Origin of the sequence: Pseudomonas sp. PDM25, assembly GCF_019219045.1 — a bacterium.
Taxonomy (GTDB): domain Bacteria; phylum Pseudomonadota; class Gammaproteobacteria; order Pseudomonadales; family Pseudomonadaceae; genus Aquipseudomonas.
Window position 1 is genome coordinate 1 of sequence record NZ_JAHUWL010000015.1, and the last position, 25,116, is coordinate 25,116.

The following is a 25,116-nucleotide window of genomic DNA, read 5'->3' on the forward strand; positions in this document are numbered from 1 at the left end:
GCCGGGTGAGCGGCCTGCTGACATTACCGGCGCAGGCGCTGAGCACCGTGCTGAAGTGTTCTTGGGTCAAGTAACCCTTCTCGTAGTCTTCAATGGCTTTGGCGATGAACGTGCACTTGGCCAGCGCCCGGAAGTTGGTGCTGTGCTTTTCCCAGAATGTCGCGATGGCCGTTTTGTAGCGATCAGCGAAATTGATGTCCCAGAAGGCTTTCAGCACGTCGTTGCCGTGCAGGCGCACTTCATTGGTTTCATCGTAGGATTCGGCGTCCGCCCCCACACGATAAAAGCCGCCGTAGAGGTCCAGCAGGTCGGCATTGTCCTGGTCGTGGACGCTGAAACGTTGCATGACCAGTTGCGGGAAGGTCATGGATTCCTTGGGTTTTTCAAGGATGTGCTGCCAGCCGGTAAAGGGCGTGGAGCTGCTTTGGGCGCCATGGAACCGGTGCCACCAGACTTTGTCGGGTTCGATATCCGTGATGTCGTGCTGGACGAGAATGTCCTTGGCGACCTGATATGCCAACGCGTGCAGGTCGGGGCAGTCGGCAGCGAGATCAGTGATCAGGGGCTGGAGGGCCAACACATCGGCAGCGTCGGGCAGGGTAATTTCTTGGGTATCGTCCATGATGTCTTCCTTGAGAGGTGGTCGGGGCGCTCACTATCTCAAGGGGCATCGGTTCCAGCTGTAAGGCACTGGGTCGTTGGCGGTGGTCAGTTGCTGACGCAAGACGTAGGAAATGATGAGTACCAGAGTCAGGCTCAGCGCCGTGCAATGTCAGAAAAGTAAAACTTGTCCAGCGTATGCCGCGACTCGGTGTACTCGAACTGCCGACCATCCTGCAAAAACGTCTGGTTGCTGACCACGATCACATGGCTCTGGCCGTCGAGGTCCAGGTGTTGCTGGTCGTCCTTGCTGCGGGGCACCGCTTCGATGGTGCGCTGGGCGTAGGCGATTTGCAGTTGCAGGGTCTGCTCGATGAAGGCGTAGATCGAGTGCTCGGCAATGTCCCGGGACAGGCCGGGGATCACGTCGCTGACGAAATGGTTGATGTCCAGGATCACCCGTTTGCCGTCAATCCGCCGTACTCGTTTGATTCGCGTGATCAGGCTGCCGGCTTCGGCCTGGATGTGTTCCAGCAGCGTGCCCTCAAGCGGTATCTGAGTGAACTCGACCACCTCTGTGCTGACGTCATTACCCAGGCGTGGATACGTTTCCTGAAAGCTGACGATCCCGCCGAGCTGGAATTCGATCGGGTTGGTCGACAGCACGAACGTGCCTTTGCCGTGGACCTTCTGCGCGAAACCGCGCTCCTGCAATTGCTCGATCGCCTTGCGCACGGTGCCGCGACTGGCCTGGTAGCTGTCCATCAGTTCGGTTTCGGAAGGCAACCGGGCGCCGCGTTCCAGACGTTCGGTCGTGATGCTGGCAAGCAGATCGCTGTAGATCTGGTTGTATTTACTCATGGGGATGGCTCTATGCCGCGCTGTACTCAAGGCTTCGAACCTTAAGGGCAGGGTAGGGGTTTGTCCATGCGGCGTTAGGTTTCTTTGACTTTGGAGGTAGGAAACATCGCCGCCTGTCGGGTTCAGGATAAACAAAATCAAACTCGTCTGTACGAGTTGTTGCTTTAACTCGTACAGACGAGTACTTTTCGCTTCGGCGTGCTGCCAATAACAAAAAACTACAGCGCAAGGACAATCATGAGCCACGACTATCCGAATATCGCCAGCGAGCTGCTGCAAAGCCTCGGTGGCAGCGACAACCTCGAGCAGGCCGCGCACTGTGTCACACGGCTGCGCCTGGCCCTCAAGGACCCGAGCCTGGTCAACAGCGCCACGCTGAACCAGATTGATCTGGTCAAAGGCTCGTTCTTCACTGGCGGCCTGTTCCAGGTGGTCATCGGTCCCGGTGAAGTGGAAAAGGTCTACGCCGAACTGCGTCGTCAAACCGGTCTCGCCGCCTCGACCATCGCCGACGTCAAACAGAAAAGCGTCGAGAAGATCAATCCCATGCAGCGTCTGGTGCGGGTGTTTTCCGACGTCTTCATGCCGATTCTGCCGGCGTTGATCATTGCCGGCCTGCTGATGGGCATCAACAACCTGATCGGCGCCAAGGGCATGTTCATCGAGGGCAAGACCCTGCTGGACGCCTATCCGAAGCTTGACGGGCTCTGGAGCCTGATCAACCTCATGGCCAATACCTCGTTTGTGTTCCTCCCGGCGTTGGTGGGCTGGTCGGCGGCCAAACGCTTTGGCGGCAGCGAAATCCTCGGCATCGTGCTTGGCCTGATGCTGGTGCACCCCGATCTGCTCAATGCCTGGAACTATGGCAAGGCCGTTGCGGGTCTCGACGGGCAGAGCCTGCCGTACTTCGACATCCTCGGTTTGTTCCAGATTGAGAAGGTGGGTTACCAAGGGCAGATCCTGCCGATCCTGATGGCAGCCTACGTGATGAGCGTCATCGAAAAATGGCTGCGGGCGCGGGTGCCTAACGCGGTGCAATTGCTGGTAGTGCCGATCACCACCATCGTTGTGACCGGCGTGCTGGCGCTGGCGGTGATCGGCCCGGTGACCCGGCATCTGGGGATTCTCATCACCGAAGGCGTGGTCATGCTGTTTGACCTGGCGCCGATGGTCGGCGGGGCGATTTTCGGTTTGCTCTACGCGCCGCTGGTGATCACCGGCATGCACCACATGTTTCTCGCGGTCGACTTGCAGCTGATCTCCACCCAGGGCGGCACTTTCATCTGGCCGATGATCGTCATGTCCAACCTGGCCCAGGGCAGCGCGGCATTGGCGGTGTTCTACATGACCCGCAACGTGCGGGATAAAAGCATGGCCTCGACCTCGGCGATTTCCGCTTACTTCGGCATCACCGAACCGGCCATGTTCGGGGTCAACCTGCGCTACAAATTTCCGTTTTATGCGGCCCTGATCGGTTCGGCCCTGGGCTGCATTTTCCTGTCGCTGAACAAGGTCCAGGCCTCGGCGATCGGCGTCGGTGGCTTGCCCGGTTTTATCTCGATCATTCCGCAGTTCATTCCGATGTTCGTGATCGGGATGGTGATTGCCATGGTCGTGCCGTTTGTTCTGACCTGCGGGTTGAGCATGAAGATTGTTCGGCCTGGGTATCGGGTTGCCTGATAGATCGCATTCGCGAGCAAGCCCGCTCCCACATGGGAATGCATTCAACTGTGGGAGCGAGCCTGCTCGCGATGAGGCCCTAAGGGCCGCTACAAAACTTATTGAAGGAATAGCGCCATGCAAGACTGGCAACGTTCGGTGATCTACCAGATCTACCCGAAGAGTTTTCACAGCCACGCCGGCAACCCCACGGGTGATTTGCTTGGCGTTGTGGCCAAGCTCGATTACCTGCACTGGCTGGGTGTCGATTGCCTGTGGATCACGCCGTTCCTGCGCTCGCCCCAACGCGACAACGGCTACGACATCAGTGATTACTACGCCATCGACCCGAGTTACGGGACCATGGCCGATTGCGAATTACTGATCGCCGAGGCCGGCAAGCGCGGGATCAAGTTGATGCTCGACATCGTGGTCAATCACACCTCCATCGAGCACACCTGGTTCCAGCAGGCCCGTAGCAGCCTCGACAACCCGTACCGGGATTTCTACATCTGGCGCGACCAGCCGAACAACTGGGAATCCAAGTTCGGTGGCTCTGCATGGGAGTATGAAGCCCAGACCGGTCAGTACTTCCTGCACCTGTTCGACCACACTCAGGCCGACCTGAACTGGGACAACCCAAAGGTGCGCGCCGAAGTCTTCAAGATGATGCGTTTCTGGCGCGACAAGGGCGTCGGCGGGTTCCGTCTGGACGTGATCAACCTGATCTCCAAACCGGCGGACTTCCCGGAGGACAACACCGACGGTCGACGTTTCTACACCGACGGCCCGAACGTCCACGAGTACTTGCAGCAAATGCACCGCGAAGTGTTCGAAGGCCATGACCTGATCAACGTCGGCGAGATGTCTTCCACCAGCCTGGAGCACTGCATTCGTTACTCGCGACCCGAGTCGAAAGAACTGTCGATGACCTTCAATTTCCATCACCTGAAGGTCGATTACCCGAACCTGCAGAAGTGGATCCGCGCTGATTTCGACTTCCTCGAACTCAAGCGCATCCTCTCCGACTGGCAAACCGGCATGCAGGCCGGCGGTGGCTGGAACGCGTTGTTCTGGTGTAACCACGACCAGCCACGGGTGGTCTCGCGTTTTGGTCATGACGGCGAATATCGCGTGCTCTCGGCGAAGATGCTCGGCACGGCGCTGCACTTCCTCCAGGGCACGCCGTTCGTGTACCAGGGCGAGGAACTGGGCATGACCAATCCGGGCTTCGATCACATCGATCAGTACCGCGATGTCGAGACGCTGAACATCTTCCGGCTCAAGCGCGAGGCGGGTGCGAGCGATGCCGACAACATGGCGGCGATCATGCAGAAGTCCCGGGACAACGGCCGTACGCCGATGCACTGGAATGCCGAGCCCAACGCGGGTTTCAGCGCTGTCGAGCCGTGGATCGGGGTGCCGGCGAACGCCGGGCAGATCAACGTTGCCGCTCAGCTCGATGACCCGGATTCGGTGTTGCATCACTACCGTCAGTTGATCGCTCTGCGCCGCAGTGAAGCGCTGATGTCCGACGGTGTCTATCGGCAATTGTTGCCCGAGCACACGCAAATCTGGGCGTACGTGCGTGAGGGCAATGGCGAACGCTTGCTGGTGCTGAACAACTTCTACGGCACGCCATGCGAAGTCGAACTGCCAGATCAAGTGATCAGCGAAGACATGGCCCAACGTCTGGTCATCAGCAATTACCCGGACTGTCCGACGCGAAATCGGCAGGTCCGCTTACGGCCTTATGAGTCGTTCGTGCTGCATATGACCGACTGACCGACCGCAAAAAAACACCGACTCAAAAAAACACGCAGAACGCTGCGCGGGGGAGTTTTGCGCGCCGATTTTGCTGCTGCACACAATAAAAATAATGGGGTAGCTCTTGAACACAACAATAAATCGCAGCCTTGCAATGGCGGGCGTGTGCCTGGCCTTGCCTCTTTCGGCCCAGGCGCTGGAGTTCGCCGGTTACTTGCGCAGCGGCGTCGGCACCTCGGTCAACAGCGGTAAACAGCAGTGCTTCCAGCTGCCGGGCGCGCAGACCAAATACCGCTTGGGCAACGAATGCGAGCAGTACGCCGAACTGGAATTGCGCCAGGATCTTTACACCCTGGATGACGGCTCGGTGCTGAGCGTCGACGGCATGGCTTCGTTGTACAACCAGTACGACAAGGACCTGACCTTCAACGGTGACAACGGCTCGGTGCGCCTGCCGCAGGCGTATGCGCAGTGGTCGAACATGCCCAGCCTCAACGGCGGTTCGCTGTGGGCCGGCCGGCGTTACTACAAACGGAACGATATTCACATTTCCGACTTCTACTATTGGAACCAGAGCGCCACCGGCGGCGGTATCGAGGACGTGCTGATCGGCGATCTGAAATACAGCTACGCCTTCTCGCGCAAAGACAACCTGTACCAGAAGGACTACATCAACCGCCATGACTTCAACGTTGCCGGCTTCAACACCAACCCCGGCGGTGCGTTGGAATTCGGGCTGAGCTACATCGACAAACCCGACAGCCGCGACGCTCACCGTGGCTGGGCGATCACCACCCAGCATGTGCAGAAGGGCTTTTTGGGCGGCAAGAACAAACTGGCTTTCCAGTACGGCGAAGGTCCCGGCACCGGGTTGGGTTATACCGGTAACGTGAAGCTCGACGACAGCAACAAAAGCTATCGGGTGGTGGAGTTCTTCGACTGGCAAGTGACGCCGCGATTTGGCGGGCAGATCGAGGCGGTTTACCAGAAAGACATTCGCTCCGACGGCAGTGATCAGAACTGGATTTCCCTGGGTGTTCGCCCGACCTATGCGCTCACCGAGCAGTTCAAACTGGTGACCGAACTGGGTCACGATCAGGTCGACGCCACGGGCGGCACGCGCAAGCTGAGCAAGTTCACCTTCGCCCCGACCTGGTCGCCCAAGGGGCCGGAATTCTGGGCACGGCCCGAGGTGCGTCTGTATTACACCTATGCGAGCTGGAACGAGGCGGCCAAACGGGCGGCCAATGAACAGGCGCAGGGCTCAGCGTTGTCCGACACCGGCGCTTTCGGCACGGCGCGGCACGGTTCGAATGTCGGATTGCAGGTCGAGTACTGGTGGAAATAAGCGATGCTGTCGGAGCCTCGCGCTCCATCGGCACTTCAAAGAACAAAACAGCAGGTGACGTCATGGCCACACCCCAACAATTGCAACTGCACGCGCCCCTGTCCGGCGTATTGATGCCATTGGACCTCGTGCCCGATCCGGTGTTTTCCAGCCGCGTGATCGGCGATGGTCTGTGCATCGATCCGACTTCAACGACGTTGTGCGCGCCGCTGGCAGGGGTTGTCAGCAACGTGCAGGCCAGCGGGCATGCGATCAGCATCACCGACGAAAATGGCGTGCAAGTGTTGATGCACATTGGCCTCGACACGGTGAACCTGGCCGGGAAGGGGTTCACGCGGTTGGTGGAGGAGGGCCAGCAGGTTGACGTTGGGCAGTCGCTGATCGAGTTCGATGCCGATTTTGTGGCGTTGAATGCCCGCAGCCTGCTGACGTTGATGCTGGTGGTCAGCGGTGAGCCGTTCACTTGGCTGACGCCGGAAACGGGTGTGGTCGACAGTGGCCAGCCGTTACTGAGCTTGAAGCCCATCGAGCAGGCAACGGATGAGCCAGTGCCGGAAGCGGGCGAAGCAGTGTTTTCCAAACCGGTGACACTCGCCAATCCGAACGGTTTGCACGCCCGTCCGGCCGCGGTGTTCGCTCAGGCGGCGAAAGGTTTTTCGGCGAGCATTTACCTGCATAAACAGCAGGCGAGTGCGAACGCGAAATCCCTGGTGGCGATCATGGCGTTGCAGACGGGGCACGGTGACGTTGTGCAAGTCAGCGCGGCCGGCCCGGATGCTGAAGCGGCGATCAAGACGCTGGCCGAGCTGCTGATCAGTGGATGCGGTGAAGCGGTGGCGGCCTCGGCGCAGGTTGAGGCGAAGGCGACCGAGGCTTCATCGCTGACGGTGTTGCGTGGGGTTTGCGCATCGGCCGGGTCGGCGTTTGGCCAAGTGGTGCAGATAGCCGAACAACACCTGGAAGTGAATGAATTCGGCGCCACACCACAGGTTGAACGCGATCATCTGTCCCGCGCCCTGGCCGAGGCGCTGCTGGCCTTGCAAAAATTGCGTGACACCGCCATGGGCAGCGCGCAGGCAGACATCTTCAAGGCGCACCAGGAACTGCTCGAAGATCCGGGCTTGCTGGAGGTGGCTCACGTGCTGATCAACGAAGGCAAAAGTGCCGGGTTCGCCTGGCGCGCGGCCACCGAGTCGGCGGCAACGGTGTTCAAAAGCCTGGGCAATGCCTTGCTGGCGGAGCGGGCGGCGGACCTGGCCGATGTTGGCCAGCGAGTGCTCAAGCTGATCCTCGGCGTACAGGATCAGGCGATGGAGCTGCCTGAAGGGGCGATCTTGATCGCCGAACAACTGACGCCGTCACAGACCGCCGGGCTCGATACCCGCAAGGTACTGGGTTTCGCCACGGTCGGTGGTGGCGCTACCAGCCACGTTGCGATCCTCGCTCGAGCGTCCGGTTTGCCAGCGATCTGCGGGTTGCCCGTTCAGGTGCTGGGGCTGGCCAACGGCACTCAAGTGTTGCTCGACGCCGACAAGGGCGAGCTGCATCTGGACCCGGATCTGGCGGCCATCGAGCAGCTGCAAGCCAATCGTCAGCGCCAGCAGAAACGCCATCAACATGAGTTGGTGCATGCTGCGCTGGCAGCTTGTACCCGCGATGGACACCATTTTGAAGTGACGGCCAACATCGCCTCGCTGGCTGAAGCGGAGCAGGCCATGACGCTGGGCGGAGAAGGCGTCGGACTGTTGCGTTCGGAGTTTCTTTATCTGGATCGCAATCATGCGCCGAGCCATGACGAACAGGCCTCCACCTACAGCGCTATCGCCCGCGCCCTGGGGCCGGCGCGCAATCTGGTGGTGCGGACTTTGGATGTCGGCGGCGACAAACCGTTGGCCTACGTGCCGATGGACAGCGAAACCAACCCGTTCCTCGGCATGCGCGGGATTCGTTTGTGTCTGGAGCGCCCGCAGCTGCTGCGCGATCAGTTCAAGGCGATCCTGAGCAGCGCCGGGCTGGCCCGTCTGCACATCATGCTGCCCATGGTCACGCAGCTGTCGGAGTTGCGCCTGGCTCGGGAGATGCTTGAGGAAGAGGCGCTGGCATTGGGCCTCACTGAACGGCCGAAACTGGGGATCATGATCGAAGTGCCGGCAGCGGCGCTGATGGCTGACCTGTTTGCGCCCGAAGTGGATTTCTTCTCGATCGGCACCAACGACCTGACTCAATACACCCTGGCCATGGACCGCGATCACCCGCGCCTGGCCAGTCAGGCCGACAGCTTTCATCCGTCGGTGCTGCGTTTGATTGCCAGCACCGTGAAGGCCGCCCATGCCCACGGCAAATGGGTCGGTGTGTGTGGCGCCATGGCGTCGGAAACGCTGGCGGTGCCGTTGTTGCTGGGACTTGGGGTGGATGAACTGTCGGTGAGCGTGCCGTTGATTCCGGCGATCAAAGCGGCGGTTCGCGAAGTGGATTTGCTGGACTGCCAGGCCATCGCCCAGCAAGTGCTGGGCCTGGAAAGCGCCGAGCAAGTGCGCGAGGCGTTGCGGCTGTATCACGAGGCGACGGTCGATACTTCACTGGTACTGGAGAACTGAACATGTTCGAGAAAATGCAGCGGGCGTTCTGGAAAGCGTTGACCCCGGATCTGGTGGTGGATGAGCCGAAAGTGGTGGCTCAGCCTGTTTCTGGTCTGGCTCCGGATATCGTCGCCGCATTGGGCGGTGTGGATAACCTCAAGGCGCAGCAGCCGGTGGCGCTGACCCGGGTTCGGGTGGAGTTGCGGGATGTGGGGCGGATGGATCGGCAGGCATTGAATGTGGCCGGTGTGCCGGGCGTCATGATGCTGGATGACGGCGTGGTGCACCTGATCACCGGCCTCCATTAACCCTGTGGCCTTGGGTCACCCTTACTGTTTCTCATCCGCAGGTGTATCGTATTCGCCTTTTACAGGCTCCATGCCTGTCGCTGATACGTGAGGTAGTTGAGTTCATGTCCTTTACCCGTCGCCAAATCCTCGGTGGCCTGGCCGGTCTTGTTGTCGTTGGCGTCGGAGCGGGGGGCGCGTCGCGGTACTGGTTGGGCAAGATGGCCGACGCCGACGCAGGCCACGACTACGAGCTGATTGCCGCACCGCTGGACGTTGAACTGGTGGCCGGGCACAAGACCGAAGCCTGGGCGTTCGGCCCGTCGGCGCCGGGCACCGAGTTGCGCGTGCGTCAGGGCGAATGGCTGCGGGTACGTTTCATCAACCACCTGCCGGTTGCCACCACCATTCACTGGCACGGCATCCGCCTGCCGCTGGAAATGGACGGCGTGCCCTACGTCTCGCAGCTTCCAGTGCTGCCGGGCGAATACTTCGACTACAAATTCCGCGTGCCCGACGCCGGCAGCTACTGGTATCACCCGCATGTGAACAGCAGCGAAGAACTCGGTCGCGGGCTGGTCGGCCCGTTGATCATCGAAGAGCGCGAGCCTACCGGCTTCAATTACGAAAAGACCTTGAGCCTCAAGAGCTGGCACGTCGATGAAGAGGGCGCTTTTGTCGCGTTCAGCATTCCTCGTGAAGCGGCCCGTGGTGGCACGGCCGGGCGCCTGTCGACCATCAACGGTGTCGCGCAAGCGGTGATCGAATTGCCCGCCGGGCAGATCACCCGGGTGCGCCTGCTCAATCTCGATAACACCCTGACCTACCGACTCAACATTCCTGGCGTCGAAGCGCAGATCTACGCGCTGGACGGCAACCCCATCGAACCGCGCCCGTTGGGCAAGGAATACTGGCTTGGCCCGGGCATGCGCATTTGCCTGGCGATCAAGGCACCACCGGCCGGTGAAGAACTGTCCCTGCGCAATGGCCCGGTACGACTGGCCACGTTCCGTTCGGTGGCGAATACCGATGCGCCGACCCAGTGGCCACCCGCACTGCCCGCCAACCCGGTGGCCGAGCCTGACCTGGCCAATGCGGAGAAACTCAACTTCAATTTCGAATGGGTAGGCTCAGTGTCGGTGAATGTCGATAATGGCAAGCCGCCAAGCCTGTGGCAGATCAACGGCAAGGCCTGGGACATCACCGACAAGACTTGCGCCGACCGCCCGATTGCCAAGCTCGAGAAGGGCAAGAGCTACATTTTCGAATTGAAGAACATGACTCAGTATCAACACCCGATTCACCTGCACGGCATGAGCTTCAAGGTGATTGCGTCGAACCGGCACAAGGTTATTCCGTACTTCACGGACACCTACTTGCTGGGCAAGAACGAGCGCGCGCAAGTGGCGCTGGTGGCGGATAACCCAGGGGTCTGGATGTTCCACTGCCATGTGATCGACCACATGGAAACCGGCCTGATGGCCGCCATCGAGGTGGCCTGATGCGTCAGATACGCCCGACAGCAATCATCGACCGCAGCCGTGATCGTGACTTCATGCGCGAAGCCCTGGCCCTGGCCGCCCAAGGCGCGGCCCTGGGTGAGGTGCCGGTGGGCGCAGTGCTGGTGCAGGACGGTGAAATCATCGGTCGGGGTTTCAACTGCCCGATCAGCGGCAACGACCCGAGTGCTCATGCCGAAATGGTCGCGATCCGCGCTGCTGCGTTGGCCGCCAGCAACTATCGTCTGCCCGGCAGCACGCTGTACGTGACGCTTGAACCGTGCAGCATGTGCGCCGGGCTGATCGTGCATTCGCGGATTGCGCGAGTGGTGTATGGGGCGCTGGAGCCGAAGGCCGGGATTGTGCAGAGTCAGGGGCAGTTTTTTACCCAGGGATTCTTGAATCACCGGGTGCTGTACGAAGGCGGGGTGTTGGCCGAGGAGTGCGGGGCGGTGCTGAGCGAGTTCTTCAAGGCCCGAAGAGCCAAACCAGCAGACTAAAACACCAGTCCAGTGTGGGAGCGGGCTTGCTCGCGAAAGCGTTGGATCAGTCAACATCTCTGTTGAATGTTAGTCCGCATTCGCGAGCAAGCCCGCTCCCACATTTTGATCTCCATGGGGAAGGAGATCGGTGTTTTACTTGCGGGCGACGATGACGGCGCGCATCGGCGCGGGCAAGCCCTCGATGGTCTTGCTGTGATCTTGCGGGTCAAGGAAATCGCTCAGCGACTGATACTTCATCCACTCCGTCCCGCGCTGTTCCTCGACCGTCGTCACGCTCACATCCACGCAACGCACATCGCTGAACCCGGCACGGCGCAGCCACAGTTCCAGCGCCGGCACCGACGGCAGGAACCACACGTTACGCATCTGCGCATAACGGTCTTCCGGTACCAGCACCTGCTGCTGATCGCCTTCAATCACCAGCGTCTCCAACACCAATTCGCCGCCCTTGACCAGGCAATCCTTCAGCGCCAGCAAATGCTCGATCGGCGAGCGGCGGTGATAGAACACGCCCATGGAAAACACCGTGTCGAAGCCTTCCATGTTCGGCGGCAGGTCTTCGAACGGGAACGGCAGGTGCCAGGCATTGGGTTCGGACAGGTAACGCTGCACTGCCTGGAATTGGCAGAAGAACAGCCAGTTCGGGTCAACACCAATCACACTGTCGGCCCCGGCACCGAGCATGCGCCACATGTAATAGCCATTGCCGCAGCCGACATCGAGGATGCGTTTACCCTTCAGATCCAGATGCGGTGCAACCCGCGACCACTTCCAGTCCGAACGCCATTCGGTGTCGACATGCACGCCAAACAGATCGAACGGCCCTTTGCGCCACGGCGACAAACCCATCAGTGCGGTGCGCATCTGAACGCGGGTTTGGTCATCGCAATCGGTGTCCAGCGTCAGGCCATTCAGTAAATCGACGACCTTCGGCTGAATCTTCGGCAAAGCGTCCAGCGCACTTTGCCAGCGCTCCAGATCGCCATGACCCTTTTCCATTTTCTTGTCGAGTTGCGCCTGCAGAGTGTTCGCCCAGTCGGCCAACGGAGTACCGGCCAGACGGCGGGCGAGGGGAGAGAGATCAATCATGGCAAGGCAATCAACGAGGCAAAGTTAAGACACTGGAACCACGGCACGACTTTCGAGAACCCGGCGGCCAGCAGGCGCTCGCGGTGTTCTTCGAGGCTGTCGGGCTTCATGACGTTTTCGATGGCGCTGCGCTTCTGGGCAATCTCCAGTTCGCTGTAGCCGTTGGCGCGTTTGAACGCGACGTGCAAGTCAGTGAGCAACGCATGTTCTTCGAGATCGTTGAAGCGCAGCTTCTCCGACAGAATCAGCGCGCCACCGGGCAACAGCGATTGGTGGATGCGCGAGAGCAATGCGGTGCGCTGCTCCGGGGCGATGAATTGCAGGGTGAAGTTCAGCGCCACCACCGAGGCTGGCTGGAATTCGAGGGCCAGGATGTCGCCTTCGATCACTTCCACCGGCAGCAGCTCCTGGAACATCGAGTCCTGACCATTAAGGTATTCGCGGCAGCGTTCGACCATCGCCGCCGAGTTATCCACAGCGATCACGCGGCAACCGTCAGTGCGTACGTGTCGGCGCAGCGCCTGAGTCACGGCGCCCAAGGACGAGCCGAGGTCGTAGAGCACGCTGTTTGGCTGGGCGAACTGCGCGGCGAGCACGCCAAGGTTTTCAACGATGGTCGGATAACCCGGCACCGAGCGCTTGATCATGTCCGGGAACACCCGCACCACGTCCTCGTTAAAGGCGAAGTCAGGCACCTGGGCCAAAGGCTGGGCGAAAAGGCGATCGGGTTCTTTGCTCACGGCGGTTCCAGCGGCATAGGTGGAAAAGGTCGGCATTTTAGCCAAATTGACGGGGCGATGCGCGGGTTGTCTGATAAACGCTGGGTAGGATCCGAGGTTTGCGTGTTCAGTGAGACCGCTTTCGCGAGCAAGCCCGCTCCCACAAGTACAGCGCTATTCCCTGTGGGAGCGGGCTTGCTCGCGAAGGATTCAGCGCGGTTTCTGAGTGAATGCCGACGCCGCAATCCCCCATTGCCCCAACCAGTAGCTGAGGATGATCATGTAAGGCGCGGCATGAAACGGTGCGACGAATCGATTGATGCCAATCACGCTGTCCGAAAACACAAACGCCAATGCACCGCCAGCCGCCAGCAGCGCCGAGCGTTTGGGCACGTCAGTGCCGAGTCGAGCCAGCGCCCGCCAAAGCATGGCGCTGATGGCCAGGCCGTAGACGATCACCGGGATGAGCAGCGGACCCAGCCCATTGGAAATCAAGATCCCCAACAACACCGCGCCGACGCCCAAAGCGATGATCAGCGGTAACAGCGCCAACCGCCGGCAATCACTCAAATAGGCCTTCAGATACGCCAGATGCGCGACCAAAAATGCCCCAAGACCAAACACAAACAAATCCCCCGGCCATGCCAGCAACACATCGCCGAGCAGAGAGAAAATCAATCCAAGGCTGATCCAGCGCCGATATTCGCTGGGCGCTGAGTCATGCAACCAACCAAGCAGCGCCAATACCGGCAGCGGTTTGACCAGCAGGCAGAGCAACGCCGCATGCACACTGACGCCGTAGAGGAACGTCACCGCGCCCATCAGCGCCAGAATCAGCCAGCCCACGATCAGTTAACCGAGATCGCACAGTCGAACGTTTCCACTGCCGGTACTTCCGGTGCCCATGGCTGTGAGTAGGTCAGACGCAAACGGCCAGTGCCCGCGGCGAAGGACTGGAAGCGCCAGGTGGAGAGGCCGGCGCTGCCGACGATCCCCGCATCTTGCGGGTTGCTGTAGACCTCGGGGCTGAGCGCGCGCAATACGCCACCGGCCGAATCCTGGATCGCCCAGCGGTAACCCGTGGTCGGGTTGCTTGGCAGGGTCAGGATCAGGTTTTGCCCGCTGTGCAATTGCACTGGGCATTCGCTTTGTTTTTCCACGGTCACGTTCTGTTTCGGTTGCGTGGCGCACGCGGCCAGCAAGGAGAGGGCGAGGGGGACAAACAGGCGGGTGGGGGACATAAGGTCAGTGGCTCCGGCATTCACGACGAACGGCGAGCATAACTGAAGATGAGACAAAGTGTGACAGTCGAACCGCGGCAGGCGGAGGTTTGGGGGCGTTGGTATCAACGCCTTCGCGAGCAAGCCCGCTCCCACAGGTTCATCGCAATCCTTGTGGGAGCGGGCTTGCTCGCGAAAGCGGCCGCTTGAGCACTACACCATTATCAGAACAGAATTTTCGCCACATCCGCAAAGCGCTTGGCAAAGTGCACGGTAATCCCTTCCTTCAGATAATCCGGCAATTCCTCGAAGCTGCCGCGGTTAGGCTCGGGCAGGATCAGCTCGAAGATCTTCTGTCGCCGCGCCGCAATCACCTTTTCACGCACGCCGCCAATCGGCAGTACATGCCCGGTCAGCGTCAGTTCGCCGGTCATGGCGATGCCTTTTTTCGGTGGCTGGTTTCGGGCGAGCGAGAGCAGGGCGCTGGCCATGGTCACGCCGGCGCTCGGGCCGTCTTTCGGGGTGGCGCCTTCCGGGACGTGCAGGTGTACGAAGGCTTCGTCGAAGAACTTCGGATCACCGCCGAACGACTTCAGGTTGGAGCTGACGTAGCTGTAGGCGATTTCCGCCGACTCCTTCATCACATCGCCCAGTTGCCCGGTGAGTTTGAAGCCACGGTTCAAGGTGTGAATGCGCGTGGCTTCGATCGGCAAGGTCGCGCCGCCCATGCTGGTCCAGGCCAGGCCCGTGATCACGCCAGTCCCCGACAGCACTTGCTCGTTGCGGAAGACGGGATGACCGAGTGAGGCTTCCAGGTCTTTCGGGCCGAGCTTGATGACCGCTTTCGGCTCGTCGATCAGTTTCACAACGGCTTTGCGCACCAGTTTGCCCAGTTGTTTTTCCAACTGTCGCACCCCGGCTTCGCGAGCGTAGCCATCGATCAACGCCTTCAACGCGCTGTCGCTGATCGACAGGCTGCCTTTGGACACGCCGGCCTTCTCAAGTTGCTTGGGCCACAGGTGACGTTTGGCGATGGCGATTTTTTCTTCGGTGATGTAGCCCGACAGGCGAATCACTTCCATCCGGTCCAGCAACGGGCCGGGGATCGAGTCCAGGGTATTGGCGGTGCAGATGAACAGCACTTTCGACAGGTCCAGACGCAAGTCCAGGTAGTGGTCGAGGAATTCGACGTTCTGTTCCGGGTCGAGGGTTTCCAGCAGCGCCGAGGCCGGGTCGCCCTGGTAGCTCTGGCCCATCTTGTCGATCTCGTCGAGCATGATCACCGGGTTCATCACTTCGACATCTTTCAGCGCATGGACGAGTTTGCCCGGCTGCGCGCCGATGTAGGTGCGGCGGTGGCCCTTGATCTCGGCTTCGTCGCGCATGCCGCCGACGCTGAAGCGGTAGAACGGCCGACCGAGGGATTCGGCGATGGATTTGCCGACACTGGTTTTACCAACGCCCGGCGGGCCGACCAGCAGCACGATGGAGCCGCTGATCTCGCCTTTGTAGGCGCCGACCGCGAGGAACTCGAGGATGCGGTCCTTGATGTCGTCGAGGCCGGCATGGTGTTTGTCCAACACCTTGCGTGCGTGCTTGAGGTTGAGTTTGTCCTCGCCGTACACGCCCCACGGCACCGAGGTTGCCCAGTCGAGGTAGTTGCGGGTGACCGCATACTCCGGCGAACCGGTTTCGAGGATCGACAGTTTGTTCATTTCCTCTTCGATGCGTTTTTGCGCCTGAGGCGGGAGAACCTTGCCGGTCAGCCGTTGCTCGAACTGCTCGATGTCGGCGCTGCGGTCGTCCTTGGTCAGCCCCAGCTCTTGCTGGATGACCTTGAGTTGTTCCTTGAGGAAGAACTCGCGCTGATGCTCGCCGATCTTGCGGTTAACTTCAGCGGAAATCTCTTTTTGCAGGCGCGCGACTTCGACTTCCTTGCGCAGCATCGGCAGGACTTTTTCCATGCGTTTGAGCATGGGCACGCAGTCGAGCACTTCTTGCAGCTCGCTGCCGGTGGCCGAGGTCAGGGCGGCGGCGAAGTCGGTCAGCGGCGACGGGTCATTGGGGCTGAAGCGATTGAGGTAGTTCTTCAGCTCTTCGCTGTACAGCGGGTTGAGCGGCAGCAGTTCCTTGATCGCGTTGATCAGCGCCATGCCGTAGGCCTTGACCTCGTCGGTCGGCTCGGTGGGCTGGTGCGGGTATTCGACTTCCACCAGGTACGGCGGGCGATGGTGCTTGAGCCAGGTCTTGAGGCGTACGCGGGTCAGGCCCTGGGCGACGAATTGCAGTTTGCCGTTTTCGCGACTGGCGTGATGCACCTTGACCAGCGTGCCGTAGAGCGGCAGGGCCGAGGTGTCGAAATGACGCGGGTCTTCCTGGGGCGTGTCCATGTAGAACAGGGCCAGGGAGTGGTGATCGGATTTGCTCACCAGATCCAGCGTTTCCGCCCACGGTTCTTCATTGACGATGACCGGCAGCACTTGGGCCGGGAAGAACGGGCGGTTGTGGATCGGGATGATATAGACCTTGTCCGGCAGGTTCTGGCCTGGCAGGGCGAGGCCTTTGCCGGTGGAGTGGTGTTCGGCGTTCTCTGGGTCGGCGTAGTCGCTCGGGTCTTCGGGGAATTCTTGCTGGTCGGTCATGGGGCACCTGCGCAATAGGGTATGGGTCTTAGATGGGGCAGGTGGGGGGTGGTTTCAATGGCTCGGGATATTTCTGGGTGTGTGTTCAGGGTTTTGACAGGTGCGTTTGACTTGGCGGCCTTTGGGCCGACCCTGTTTTGGGTTGACCGGGTACATATCCATTGCTGCGCGCCACTCCCCGGACGAACACCTCCACTCAGACCCCCGAAGGGGCGGGTGGATGAAGATCAAGAGCTGCAGGCGAGCTAACGCTCGGCCTGATGAGTGGTGAGGGGCGAAAGGCGAACACGGATCCCCTGTGGGAGTGAGCCTGCTCGCGATGACGACCTGACAGCCGACCAATCATTCGCAGATGTACACCGTTCCACTGTGGGAGCGAGCTTGCTCGCGATGACGGAGTGTCAGACGACATCAATGTCGGATGTTAGGCCGCTTTCGCGAGCAAGCCCGCTCCCACATTTGTTCAGCCGTGTGGCAAAAAATAGCAGCCACAAAAAAGGCGACCCCCTCGCAGGAGTCGCCTTTCCTTTAACCGCCGCTAAAACTTACTCGGACAGTTTGTACGCAATCACATAGTCACCTTGCTTGGTGCCCAGCGACCCATGACCACCTGCAACAACAAGCACGTATTGCTTGCCGTCCTTGCCGGTGTAGGTCATCGGCGTGGTTTGCGCGCCGGCTGGCAGGCGGCCTTCCCACAGTTGCTTGCCGTTTTTCACGTCGTAGGCGCGCAGGTACTGGTCGAGGGTGCCGCTCAGGAAGGCCACGCCACCGGCAGTGGTGAAGGTGCCGCCCAGGCTAGGCACGCCCATGCTCAGCGGGATCGGAACCGGCGAGCTGTCGCGCACGGTGCCGTTTTTGTGTTTCCAGATGATTTTGCTGGTGGTCAGATCGACCGCTGTCACGTAACCCCAGGCCGGTGCCTGGCACGGCAGGCCCAATGGCGAGAGCAGGGGTTCGAGGATGACGCCGTATGGCGCGCCTTTGTTCGGCTGCACGCCTTCGGTTTCGCTTTTACGCGGGCCTTGGGCAGCGATTTCGGCGGCCGGGATCAGTTTCGATTTGAACGCCATGTAGTCCGGGTTCATGAAAGCGATCTGACGCACCGGGTCAACGGAGATACCGCCCCAGTCGAACACGCCGAAGTTGCCTGGATACACGATCGAACCTTGCAGCGATGGCGGCGTGAACGGGCCGTCGTAGCGCATGGATTTGAAGCCGATCCGGCAGATCAGTTGGTCGAACGGTGTCACTCCCCACATGTCGCGTTCTTTCAGCGGCGGCGGCATCAGGTTCAGGTCGGATTTCGGTTGGGTTGGCGAAGTGTGATCACCTTCGACAGCGCCTTGAGGCACTGGCACTTCGTTGATCGGTACGATCGCTTTACCGGTGCTGCGGTCCAGCACGTAGATGCTGCCTTGCTTGGTGGACGCGAGTACCGCTGGCTTCACGCCGTCAGCGGTTTTCAGGTCCATCAGGGTTGGCTGGCCGCCGACGTCCATGTCCCACAGGTCATGGTGGGTGAACTGGAAGTGCCAGCGCACTTTACCGGTGGCAATGTCGAGGGCGGTCAGGCCGGCGGCGTGCAATTCCGATTCAGGGGTGCGCGCACCACCGAACTGGTCCGGGGTCTGGTTGCCCATCGGCAGGTAAAGCATGCCGAGTTTTTCGTCGACCGCGAACATGGACCACATGTTCGGCGAGTTGCGGGTGTAGATCTTGCCTTCGGCAATCGGCGTGGTGTCGTCCGGGTTGCCGCTGTCCCAGTTCCACACCAGTTTGCCGGTGTGCACGTCGAACGCGCGGATCACGCCGCTAGGCTCGTCGGTGGAGACGTTGTCGGTGACGTGGCCGCCAATCACTACCAGGTCTTTAGTGACCGCTGGAGGCGAGGTGGAGTAGTAACCGCCCGCCGTGAAGCCGCCGATGTTGGCGCGCAGATCAACCTGGCCCTTGTCGCCGAAGTCTTCGCACATCTTGCCGGTGTCGGCGTCGAGGGCGATCAGACGGGTGTCGGCAGTCGGCAGGAAGATCCGGCGTGGGCAGACGCTGCTGACCGGCGCAGGGTTGGCGGTGCCGGTCGGGCTTTGTTCGGACGCATAAACGGCGTCATCGTGATAGGTCACGCCACGGCAGGTCATGTGTGCCCAACCCTTGAAGTTCGCCGCGTTTTGCGTGGAGAGCTTCGGATCGAAACGCCAGATTTCCTTGCCGGTGTCCGGGTCCAGCGCGATCACCTGGCTGTGCGGCGTGCAGACATAGAGCATGCCGTTGACTTTCAGCGGGGTGTTTTCAGCCGTGGTTTCACCCGGGTCGTTCGGCCCTGGCAAGTCACCGGTGCGGAAGGTCCAGGCCGGAACGAGTTTGTTCGCGTTCTGCGGGGTGATCTGGGTCAGTGGCGAGTAACGATCGCCGTGTGCGCTACGGCCGTAGGAGTTCCAGTCACCGTCGGGCATGGCCGGGGCGGTGTTGGTCATGCCCGGCACGCTGTCGCGGTCCAGTTGGCCTTTGATTTCACCCGGGTGGGTGAACAGGCTGGCCAGCGCGGCGATACCAGTGATGACCACGGCAGCGCTCAGTACGCCGGTACCGACCGGGTTGAACTCACCGCTGCGCAACGGGCGACGAAACCACGGCAGCAGCATCACGATCCCGAGGGTAAAGAGCAGCGCCAGACGTGGCACCAGTTGCCACCAGTCCAGGCCGACTTCCCACAGTGCCCAGACCGTACTGGCGAACAACACCACGGCGTACAGACTCAGCGCTGCATAACGGTCGGCAATCAGCAGCACGCCGGTCAGCGCCAGGCCGATACCGGCCAGCAGGTAATACAGCGAGCCGCCGAGCATGCTCAGCTTGATCCCCCCGGCCAGCATGGCCAGGCCCATTAGCAGAAGCAGGATACCGAGCAGGCTCGGCAGCAGACGGCTTCGACTCAAAGCACCATCAGTGCTCATAGTGTGGTTCTCCGTGACGTTTTAAGTAGTCCCGCGCAAGTTCACTGTAGATGATGATCCGGTGCGGGCAGGGTTCAGATAAAAACTGTTGGGTTGACGCATTACCCTGTGGGAGCGGGCTTGCTCGCGAAGAGGCCATCACATTCAACATCCTGGTTGCCTGATAGACCGCTTTCGCGAGCAAGCCCGCTCCCACAGGGGTTTGTGGTGTTGGTTAGAACGACGACTGGATCTTGATCCCGCCAATCAGCGCGTCATCGACCTGGTCCACGCCACCGGGGTGGCGGATGTATTGCAGGTTCGGGCGCACGGTCAGCCAGTTCGTGACGTGCACGCCGTAATAGAGCTCGGCGCTGTATTCAGTGTCCTGCGGTGGCAGGAAGGACGGGTCGTTGTAGTCGAACACGGCGCGGGCCTGATTGGTCGCCTCGGCGTTCTTGCGATAGGCCGGGTTGACGTGGACGCGAGCCAGGGCGAAACCGATGTCGTCCCTGGCGCGTGCATCGAACAAGCCTTTGTAGACGACGCCTGCCTGGACATAGTTGTCGATGGCGTTGGTCTTCTTGTCGTGCATCGTGCCGTTGGCGAACACGCTCAGGCCGCGGGAGTTGTCGCTGGCGCGGCTGGTCAATTGCTGCTGCACACCGAGCCACACACCGTGTTTGCTCGACGCGCTGCGGTAAGCCTCGCCACTCAGGGCGGCCGGCTGACCGTTGCTGTCCTTGTAAGCATCGGTGGCGTTGGCACTGCTGTAGTAATAGCCTGCGCGGTATTCACCCGGCAGGCCGTTGAGCTTCGGCGACCAGACCAGTTCCACCGGCAGGATCGCACCCTGGGTGCCACTGCCGCTGAGCTTGAAACCATTGTCGCGATCAAGGTTCGACGGGTTCTGCTCATAGGCGCCAATTTGTGCATAGAGCTCAGGCGTCAGGTGATATTTGACCCGCATCGCCCATTGGCTGACCGGCCAGTTGTACCAGATGCCACCGACCCAGTTGCCGACCTGCGAGCCGCAGAACGCCAGGTTCTGGAAGTCGCAGGGGAAGCTGTTGAAGTCTTCGCCTTCGCCGAAACGGCCAACTTTGATGTCGAGCTTCTGATCGAAGAATTTCTGCTGATACCACATCTGCGTCAGGCGCCAGGTCTGGCCACGGCCCCAGACTTCCTGAGCCGAGGTGAATCCGCCCACACGGGGATCATTGATGCGGTCGTTGCTGATGTTGTTGCCGTTGCGCTCGGTGATGGTCAGCTGAAATTCGGCGTCGTCCCAGCCCAGAATCTTCTGCAGGTCCAGGTGCGTGCCGAGGCCAAACTGGTCGCTGTAGCGAGCGGTGCGGTCATGGTCGTAACCGCCGTGCAGATTGCTGCCCATTTCGCCGGTGTAATCGACTTTGAAGTCGTAGCCTTTTTCCGAAAGTTCGGTGCGCGTGCCGTTCCAGTCGCCGAGCATCCACGGCGACTCACTGTCGAAAGCCGGAGCGGCCTGGGTGCAAGTGGCGAGGCCCAACGCGGTGAATCCGCCGATCAGGTTCAGGGCTTTTCGATGAGCAATAGGGGTGCAGACAGCGCTGTCTCGCGGAGTTGGGAAGTCGGACATATAAGTAGAAATTCTGATCTTTTTCTGGGGGTGAACTGAAGGCAACGAGATGGATCGGGCAGTGAAGCGTTTCAGCTTAAGGGCGGCAGGATAATGATCTGTTACAAAGAGAGAAAGCGCTTTTACTGACATGCAGCTTTTCGGAATTGGTAACAGTGCATTAACCGGCAAAAAAATGCACAACCTGTAGGAGCAAAGCTTGCTCGCGATGGCGCCGGCTCAATCCAACATCTATGTTGACTGGCAAGACGCCATCGCGAGCAAGCTTTGCTCCTACAGGGTTCTATTTGCTCCTACAAATCGCTGTCGTTGGCCTACAGTTAACTGAGTCCTTCCCCCCATCGAAGCCCTCGGCTAAGGTGCGCGGCTTCTTTATTCTTTCTTCGCGCAAAGGCCCGGCATGACCGAACAGAACAACAACCCGCTGCACGGCGTGACGCTGGAGCAAATCCTCAACGCCCTGGTTGATCACTACGAATGGTCGGGGCTGGCCGAGCGCATCGATATCCGCTGTTTCAAGAGTGATCCGAGCATCAAGTCGAGCCTGACATTCCTGCGTAAAACCCCGTGGGCGCGGGAGAAGGTCGAGCGCTTGTACGTGAAGTTGATGCGCACCAAGCGCCCGGTCTGAGCATGGTTAGCCTCTCGACGCCGGGGTCTGCCGCGAGGCGTCGTTTTGTGGCCGTGGCGGCGGTGCTTGGCTGGGCGGGACTGAGCATTCAGCTGTACCTGATTTTCTACTCACGCTGGACGCTGGCGGCCAGCCTGCTCGGTGGGCTGGTCAGCTTCTTCAGCTATTTCACCGTGCTGAGCAATACGCTGGTGGCGACCGTGCTGACGTGTGAGCTGACGTCCAGCGAGTCGGCGACGCGGCGCTGGTTTTTGCAACCGTGGGTGAGTAGCGGCATTGCCGTGAGCATCGCTGTGGTCGGCCTGGGGTACAACGTGTTGTTACGCCATTTATGGCATCCGCAAGGCTGGCAATGGCTGGCCGATGAGCTGATGCATGACGTCATGCCACTGCTGTTTCTGGCGTATTGGTGGTGCTGTGTGCCGAAAGGCGCGTTGCGACTTCGGCATATCGCTGCGTGGGTGATCTATCCAGTGGTGTACTTCGCATATTCGTTGTGGCGCGGGCATCTGCTGGCGGTTTATCCCTATCCGTTCATAGATGTCGAGAAGCTGGGTTATCCACAGGTGTTCATGAATGCCGGGGGGTTATTGGTAGGGTTTGTGGTGATTGCCTTGTTGGTGGTGGGACTGGATCGCTGGCGAAAACCAATTTTATAAACGCCAAAAATCCCCTGTGGGAGCGGGCTTGCTCGCGAAGGCGGTGTGTCAGTCATATCAATGCTGAATGACACTCCGCCTTCGCGAGCAAGCCCGCTCCCACAGGGGGATTTTCGCTGAGGTTGTCACTCTTCGTCGCTGTCATCCAGTCGCCAGTAACCCACGGCTTTGACGAGCTTTTCATCCAGCCCGTGCTCATCCAGCAACACCCGGCGTATCTGCCGCGACACTTTGCTTTCGGTCGCCACCCAGGCGTACAGGTTGCCGCTGGGCACTTGCAGTTGTTTAACGGTGTTGAGCAAGTTGTTCTTCCCGCCTTCGCGCAAGACCCAGATCACATTCACCTGTGCAGCGCTTTCCAGCTTCTGTTGCTCGGCACCGTTCTCCACTTCGATGACCGCCAGCACCCGGCGATTGGCCGCCAGGCTTTCCAGGCGTCGAGCGATCGCAGGCAGGGCGGTTTCGTCACCGATCAGCAAGTAGCTGTCGAAGATGTCCGGCACGACCATCGAGCCCCGTGGCCCGCCGATGTGCAGGAATTGGCCGGGTTTGGCTTGCTCGGCCCAGGTCGAGGCAGGGCCGTCGCCGTGCAGCACGAAGTCGATGTCCAGTTCCAGCGTGTTCAGGTCGTAACGACGCGGTGTGTAATCGCGCATGGCCGGCATCGGCTGATCGGTTTTGCCGGCACCGAGCACCAGGGTTTCCAGCGCCGCTTGTTCCGCCGCGGTTTGTGGAAACAGCAGTTTGACGTGGTCGTCCGTGCCGAGGCTGACGAAGCCTGCGAGTTCCGGTCCACCCAGCGTGATGCGGCGCATGCGCGGCGTCAGGTCGACTACCCGCAACACTTCCAGACGACGGCGTTTGATCTCGTGGCTGACACGGTGGATGGTTTGCACGATCACTTCGGTCATTCGGCTTGCTCCTGAGCGGGTTGAACGACAGGGCCATCGACGATGGCTTTGGCGGTGTTGTTGAGCAGGTCGCGCACCCGCAGGATTTCTTCCGGGCTCCAGCGGCCGTGATGCATCTGCAAGGCATGACGCAAGTTGTGCACTGCTTCGTGAATCTCGGCGGGGCGATCATGGCCGCGCAATGAGCGCTTGCTGACTTCGATGCGCATCCGCACACCATCCAGTGCGATCGCCTGATCGCTTAATGACAGACGTCCGGCCTCGGTGATGGTGTAGCGTTTTTTCCCGCCCTCGGCGTCGCCCAGGATCATTTCGCTTTCTTCAAGGAAGGTCAGGGTCGGGTAGATCACACCGGGGCTGGGGCAGTAGGCGCCGTCGAACATGCTTTCGATCTGGCGGATCAGGTCGTAGCCGTGGCAAGGCTGTTCGGCGATCAGCGCCAACAGCAGCAGTTTCAGGTCACCGGGGGCGAAAACCCGGGGACCGCGTCCACCGCGTTCGCGGCCGGGGCGTTTCTCGAAGCCGTCGTGGCTGTCACCGTGTTCACGGTGGGGGGAATGATGGTCTCTCATTTTTTGCTTTCTCTCGTCGTGTTTAGATACAACTTAAGATATATCTTAACGAGAGCGCAAGGACTCCCGACCAGTGGCCACCCCGAGCGTCGCGTCGGGTCGAAGCCTGCAATATCAAAAAAATGGTGGTTTTTAATTCAGTGAAAAGCCAGAAATTAGTGTTAACTCTCTAATGTTATGTGCGTGCCTAATGTTTGCTGGGTATGTAGTGTTAGTCCTACAGAAGTGACTTCCTTAATATCTCGTTGTTATCGCGGATAGAGCAAGAATTGTAGTCTGTGTCTTACAGCCAGACAGTCACTTTTATGTTATTTCAGGTTTTTTCTTTCCTCGCTAATGCACTCTGGCTACGCGGTTGTCGGAACTTGCCTGCTTACTTTCCAGAATAATTGGCCGATCATCTTTCGGCGTTGAAAGTTCATCTGGATAAAGGGGCTGCTCGTGACGGTTCCACTTATCCAGTAACTTTCAACGAATCGATTATTTTAAAACGACAGGTACTGACTAATGTTCAAGAAAATCGCGTTTGCTGCTCCTTTGGCTGTTCTGGCACTGAGCTCCTCGATGGCGTTTGCCGCTACCGAGGCCAAGCACTCCATCAACATTGTGGCCCACGTTCCGGCCGACGATTTCTACGCGGTGCCGGTCGATGCGGACCTGGTCAACAAGGACCAGGACATGAGCTACAACCCGTCTACCGACTCCATGAGAACAGTTGACGGGCACTTTGACGTGCTGCACACCGCCGGCAAGGTTCACGCCCGCCTGGAAGGCGTGCCGAAGCTGATTGCCGGTAACAAGACCATCGACCTGAAAGTGGAGCTCAACGGCAAAACGCTGACAACCACTTCGCAGGAAGTTGTTGGCGAAACCGAGTCCAACGTCCGCTATCGCGCACCGTTCAAAATCAGTGCAACAGGCGGCAAGCCTGATGCAGGTGATTACACCGGCGTTGTCCTGCTGGTAGTTGAACCTTCCGTCTAAGTAAGACTCGCGGCAGAACGTTTACTTATTCA

21 protein-coding genes are annotated in these 25,116 nt (G+C 59.9%); 10 read left to right on the forward strand and 11 right to left on the reverse strand.

The features are described 5' to 3' along the window. The coding region (locus tag KW848_RS24295) for a dermonecrotic toxin domain-containing protein (RefSeq protein WP_375154733.1) at positions 1–622 on the reverse strand (622 nt) is incomplete at its 3' end. 134 nt (positions 623–756) lie between these two features. Then, positions 757–1,461, reverse strand: coding sequence for a trehalose operon repressor (treR, locus tag KW848_RS24300; RefSeq protein ID WP_218538321.1), 705 nt, complete (start codon positions 1,459–1,461; stop codon positions 757–759). A gap of 237 nt (positions 1,462–1,698) precedes the next feature. On the opposite strand from treR, the gene treP reads away from it, so the two are divergent. The 7 genes from treP (at position 1,699) to tadA (ending at position 11,100) form a co-directional block, all read left to right on the forward strand. Then, positions 1,699–3,141, forward strand: a complete 1,443-nt coding sequence (gene treP, locus KW848_RS24305; protein ID WP_111450267.1) for a PTS system trehalose-specific EIIBC component — start codon at positions 1,699–1,701, stop codon at positions 3,139–3,141. Between the two features lie 117 nt (positions 3,142–3,258). Next, a complete protein-coding gene (gene treC, locus KW848_RS24310; protein WP_218538322.1) occupies positions 3,259–4,905 on the forward strand; it encodes an alpha,alpha-phosphotrehalase in 1,647 nt (548 codons plus the stop codon). Between the two features lie 106 nt (positions 4,906–5,011). Next, positions 5,012–6,235, forward strand: a complete 1,224-nt coding sequence (locus tag KW848_RS24315; protein ID WP_218538323.1) for a carbohydrate porin — start codon at positions 5,012–5,014, stop codon at positions 6,233–6,235. 62 nt (positions 6,236–6,297) lie between these two features. Beyond that, positions 6,298–8,832 carry a phosphoenolpyruvate--protein phosphotransferase gene (ptsP, locus tag KW848_RS24320; RefSeq protein ID WP_218538324.1) on the forward strand — a complete coding sequence of 845 codons (2,535 nt, stop codon included), beginning with the start codon at positions 6,298–6,300 and terminating at the stop codon, positions 8,830–8,832. A gap of 2 nt (positions 8,833–8,834) precedes the next feature. Then, a complete protein-coding gene (locus tag KW848_RS24325; protein WP_218538325.1) occupies positions 8,835–9,122 on the forward strand; it encodes a PTS transporter subunit EIIB in 288 nt (95 codons plus the stop codon). A gap of 104 nt (positions 9,123–9,226) precedes the next feature. Continuing rightward, complete coding sequence (locus tag KW848_RS24330; RefSeq protein WP_218538326.1) at positions 9,227–10,603, forward strand: multicopper oxidase family protein; 1,377 nt, start codon at positions 9,227–9,229, stop codon at positions 10,601–10,603. Next, positions 10,603–11,100 carry a tRNA adenosine(34) deaminase TadA gene (gene tadA, locus KW848_RS24335; RefSeq protein WP_218538327.1) on the forward strand — a complete coding sequence of 166 codons (498 nt, stop codon included), beginning with the start codon at positions 10,603–10,605 and terminating at the stop codon, positions 11,098–11,100. Before KW848_RS24330 ends, tadA begins: the two co-directional genes overlap by 1 nt. A gap of 135 nt (positions 11,101–11,235) precedes the next feature. Here the strand turns inward: tadA and cmoB are convergent, their stop codons facing one another. From cmoB to KW848_RS24370, 7 genes are all read right to left on the reverse strand, one after another. Continuing rightward, on the reverse strand, positions 11,236–12,192 hold the full coding sequence (cmoB, locus tag KW848_RS24340) for a tRNA 5-methoxyuridine(34)/uridine 5-oxyacetic acid(34) synthase CmoB (protein WP_218538328.1): 957 nt from the start codon (positions 12,190–12,192) through the stop codon (positions 11,236–11,238). Beyond that, positions 12,189–12,968, reverse strand: coding sequence for a carboxy-S-adenosyl-L-methionine synthase CmoA (gene cmoA / locus KW848_RS24345; RefSeq protein ID WP_218538329.1), 780 nt, complete (start codon positions 12,966–12,968; stop codon positions 12,189–12,191). Before cmoA ends, cmoB begins: the two co-directional genes overlap by 4 nt. 153 nt (positions 12,969–13,121) lie before the next feature. Continuing rightward, positions 13,122–13,757 carry a lysoplasmalogenase gene (locus tag KW848_RS24350; protein ID WP_218538330.1) on the reverse strand — a complete coding sequence of 212 codons (636 nt, stop codon included), beginning with the start codon at positions 13,755–13,757 and terminating at the stop codon, positions 13,122–13,124. 2 nt (positions 13,758–13,759) lie between these two features. Further along, a complete protein-coding gene (locus KW848_RS24355; RefSeq protein WP_150658656.1) occupies positions 13,760–14,152 on the reverse strand; it encodes a protease inhibitor I42 family protein in 393 nt (130 codons plus the stop codon). A gap of 203 nt (positions 14,153–14,355) precedes the next feature. Further along, positions 14,356–16,773 carry an endopeptidase La gene (gene lon / locus KW848_RS24360; protein WP_218538331.1) on the reverse strand — a complete coding sequence of 806 codons (2,418 nt, stop codon included), beginning with the start codon at positions 16,771–16,773 and terminating at the stop codon, positions 14,356–14,358. Positions 16,774–17,318: 545 nt separating this feature from the next. Next, a complete protein-coding gene (locus KW848_RS24365) occupies positions 17,319–19,730 on the reverse strand; it encodes a glucose/quinate/shikimate family membrane-bound PQQ-dependent dehydrogenase (RefSeq protein ID WP_218538332.1) in 2,412 nt (803 codons plus the stop codon). Positions 19,731–19,944: 214 nt separating this feature from the next. After that, positions 19,945–21,327 (reverse strand): carbohydrate porin, encoded by a 1,383-nt coding sequence (locus tag KW848_RS24370; RefSeq protein WP_218538333.1) that lies wholly within the window; start codon positions 21,325–21,327, stop codon positions 19,945–19,947. A 400-nt stretch (positions 21,328–21,727) separates the two neighbouring features. On the opposite strand from KW848_RS24370, the gene KW848_RS24375 reads away from it, so the two are divergent. Together KW848_RS24375 and KW848_RS24380 are read left to right on the forward strand one after the other, a co-directional pair. Further along, positions 21,728–21,958 carry a VF530 family DNA-binding protein gene (locus KW848_RS24375; protein ID WP_111452034.1) on the forward strand — a complete coding sequence of 77 codons (231 nt, stop codon included), beginning with the start codon at positions 21,728–21,730 and terminating at the stop codon, positions 21,956–21,958. A 2-nt stretch (positions 21,959–21,960) separates the two neighbouring features. Continuing rightward, positions 21,961–22,617: a Pr6Pr family membrane protein gene (locus KW848_RS24380; RefSeq protein WP_218538334.1), complete on the forward strand. Its 657-nt coding sequence runs from the start codon at positions 21,961–21,963 to the stop codon at positions 22,615–22,617. A gap of 125 nt (positions 22,618–22,742) precedes the next feature. On the opposite strand, the gene KW848_RS24385 is transcribed toward KW848_RS24380, so the two are convergent. Together KW848_RS24385 and KW848_RS24390 are read right to left on the reverse strand one after the other, a co-directional pair. After that, positions 22,743–23,528 (reverse strand): siderophore-interacting protein, encoded by a 786-nt coding sequence (locus KW848_RS24385; protein WP_218538335.1) that lies wholly within the window; start codon positions 23,526–23,528, stop codon positions 22,743–22,745. Continuing rightward, on the reverse strand, positions 23,525–24,100 hold the full coding sequence (locus KW848_RS24390; RefSeq protein WP_192410264.1) for a PadR family transcriptional regulator: 576 nt from the start codon (positions 24,098–24,100) through the stop codon (positions 23,525–23,527). Before KW848_RS24390 ends, KW848_RS24385 begins: the two co-directional genes overlap by 4 nt. A gap of 507 nt (positions 24,101–24,607) precedes the next feature. Here KW848_RS24390 and KW848_RS24395 point away from each other — a divergent pair. Next, complete coding sequence (locus KW848_RS24395) at positions 24,608–25,084, forward strand: CS1 type fimbrial major subunit (protein WP_192410265.1); 477 nt, start codon at positions 24,608–24,610, stop codon at positions 25,082–25,084. Positions 25,085–25,116: the final 32 nt, after the last annotated feature.

What these genes read in the sequence shown, in the direction of transcription:
- treR (WP_218538321.1), bottom strand. Translation starts at nt 1,461, where the DNA reads ATGAGTAAATACAACCAGATCTACAGCGATCTGCTTGCCAGCATCACG.
- treP (WP_111450267.1), top strand. Translation starts at nt 1,699, where the DNA reads ATGAGCCACGACTATCCGAATATCGCCAGCGAGCTGCTGCAAAGCCTC.
- treC (WP_218538322.1), top strand. Translation starts at nt 3,259, where the DNA reads ATGCAAGACTGGCAACGTTCGGTGATCTACCAGATCTACCCGAAGAGT.
- ptsP (WP_218538324.1), top strand. Translation starts at nt 6,298, where the DNA reads ATGGCCACACCCCAACAATTGCAACTGCACGCGCCCCTGTCCGGCGTA.
- KW848_RS24325 (WP_218538325.1), top strand. Translation starts at nt 8,835, where the DNA reads ATGTTCGAGAAAATGCAGCGGGCGTTCTGGAAAGCGTTGACCCCGGAT.
- KW848_RS24330 (WP_218538326.1), top strand. Translation starts at nt 9,227, where the DNA reads ATGTCCTTTACCCGTCGCCAAATCCTCGGTGGCCTGGCCGGTCTTGTT.
- tadA (WP_218538327.1), top strand. Translation starts at nt 10,603, where the DNA reads ATGCGTCAGATACGCCCGACAGCAATCATCGACCGCAGCCGTGATCGT.
- cmoB (WP_218538328.1), bottom strand. Translation starts at nt 12,192, where the DNA reads ATGATTGATCTCTCTCCCCTCGCCCGCCGTCTGGCCGGTACTCCGTTG.
- cmoA (WP_218538329.1), bottom strand. Translation starts at nt 12,968, where the DNA reads ATGCCGACCTTTTCCACCTATGCCGCTGGAACCGCCGTGAGCAAAGAA.
- KW848_RS24355 (WP_150658656.1), bottom strand. Translation starts at nt 14,152, where the DNA reads ATGTCCCCCACCCGCCTGTTTGTCCCCCTCGCCCTCTCCTTGCTGGCC.
- lon (WP_218538331.1), bottom strand. Translation starts at nt 16,773, where the DNA reads ATGACCGACCAGCAAGAATTCCCCGAAGACCCGAGCGACTACGCCGAC.
- KW848_RS24365 (WP_218538332.1), bottom strand. Translation starts at nt 19,730, where the DNA reads ATGAGCACTGATGGTGCTTTGAGTCGAAGCCGTCTGCTGCCGAGCCTG.
- KW848_RS24370 (WP_218538333.1), bottom strand. Translation starts at nt 21,327, where the DNA reads ATGTCCGACTTCCCAACTCCGCGAGACAGCGCTGTCTGCACCCCTATT.
- KW848_RS24375 (WP_111452034.1), top strand. Translation starts at nt 21,728, where the DNA reads ATGACCGAACAGAACAACAACCCGCTGCACGGCGTGACGCTGGAGCAA.
- KW848_RS24380 (WP_218538334.1), top strand. Translation starts at nt 21,961, where the DNA reads ATGGTTAGCCTCTCGACGCCGGGGTCTGCCGCGAGGCGTCGTTTTGTG.
- KW848_RS24385 (WP_218538335.1), bottom strand. Translation starts at nt 23,528, where the DNA reads ATGACCGAAGTGATCGTGCAAACCATCCACCGTGTCAGCCACGAGATC.
- KW848_RS24390 (WP_192410264.1), bottom strand. Translation starts at nt 24,100, where the DNA reads ATGAGAGACCATCATTCCCCCCACCGTGAACACGGTGACAGCCACGAC.
- KW848_RS24395 (WP_192410265.1), top strand. Translation starts at nt 24,608, where the DNA reads ATGTTCAAGAAAATCGCGTTTGCTGCTCCTTTGGCTGTTCTGGCACTG.